Source organism: Leisingera sp. JC1, assembly GCF_001679925.1.
Taxonomy (GTDB): Bacteria; Pseudomonadota; Alphaproteobacteria; order Rhodobacterales; family Rhodobacteraceae; genus Leisingera.
Window position 1 is genome coordinate 1 of sequence record NZ_LYUZ01000023.1, and the last position, 1,106, is coordinate 1,106.

Genomic DNA, 1,106 nt, shown 5'->3' on the forward strand with positions numbered 1-1,106 from the left:
ATTCTTGTCAGCTGCGACCTGCGCGATGCCTCCAATGCCCGGATCTATTCGAAATTTCCGCGGCTGATCGCCTCCAAGCAGAGCACCGGGCTGATCAGTTACCTGCGCAATGACTGCAGCCTGGAAGAGGCGCTGGCAGTGCACCCGGAGTCCGGGCTGCATATCCTGGCGGCCGGCAAGAAGGAGGACTTCCACGAAAGCCCGGCAGACATCCTGACCTCGCCCCGGTTCACCCAGATGATCGCCACCCTGCGCGAAAGATACAAACTGATCATCCTTGATGCGCCGCCGGTGCTGGTGGCGGCGGATGCCCGGCTTCTGGCCAGGATGGCAGATTCCATTGTCTACCTGGTGCATTGGAACCGCACGTCCAAGAACGCCGTCCGGGAAGGCCTGCACGAGCTGCGTTCCGTGAACGGCCCTGTGGCCGGCTGCGTGCTGAGCCTGGTGTCTCAATCCAAAGCCCGGAGATATGCGGACAATGAGTTCATCTACAAACAGCACTACGCGGGCTATTACAGCTAGCCCGTCCGGCCGCCTGCAGTGATCAAAGTCTGCCACATCGTGGACAATGCCCGCCCTGGCGTCGGCGTGACCCAGATCGTTTATGATCTGATGACCGCAGAGACGGCCGGGTGCCGCGGCATCTTCACCGGCCGGAACGCCCCGGATGCGCGCTTTTCCGGGATGATCAGCCAGGGGGCGGTCACCCTGGCCGCGTCGCCTGCGGCGCTTTTGCGGGCCCTGATTGCGGCCAGGCGGGACGGCTTCAGGCTGCTGCATGTCCACAGCCGCAAATCGGCCTGGGTTTTGATCCTGGCACGGTTGTCCGGCTTCCGGATCGTGCGCACCCAGCATTTCGGAACACTTGCGGGCGGCGCGCCGAAATGGCCGCGGCCCCTGACCCGGCTGCGCAACATCCTGACCGGAAAAACCTGGTGGATTGACCGCTGGGCTGCCGTGAGCCGGACCTCAAAACGCTATATACAGAGCCGCTGGGGGGTTCCGGACAGCCGCATCTCGATTGTCTGGAACGGGATCGACGCCGGCACGTTCACCCCGTGCCCTGACGGCAGCCGGTCTGCGCGCCACCAGGGAGCCGGCGG

General features: G+C 64.1%; 2 protein-coding genes. Both read left to right on the forward strand.

What is annotated here, in order from left to right:
- Nucleotides 1–525, forward strand: a 525-nt coding sequence (locus A9D60_RS26475; protein WP_175392884.1) for a CpsD/CapB family tyrosine-protein kinase, incomplete at its 5' end; no start/stop codon positions are given.
- A 39-nt stretch (nucleotides 526–564) separates the two neighbouring features.
- Nucleotides 565–1,106: glycosyltransferase (locus tag A9D60_RS03645; protein ID WP_175392885.1), on the forward strand; the 542-nt coding region annotated here is incomplete at its 3' end.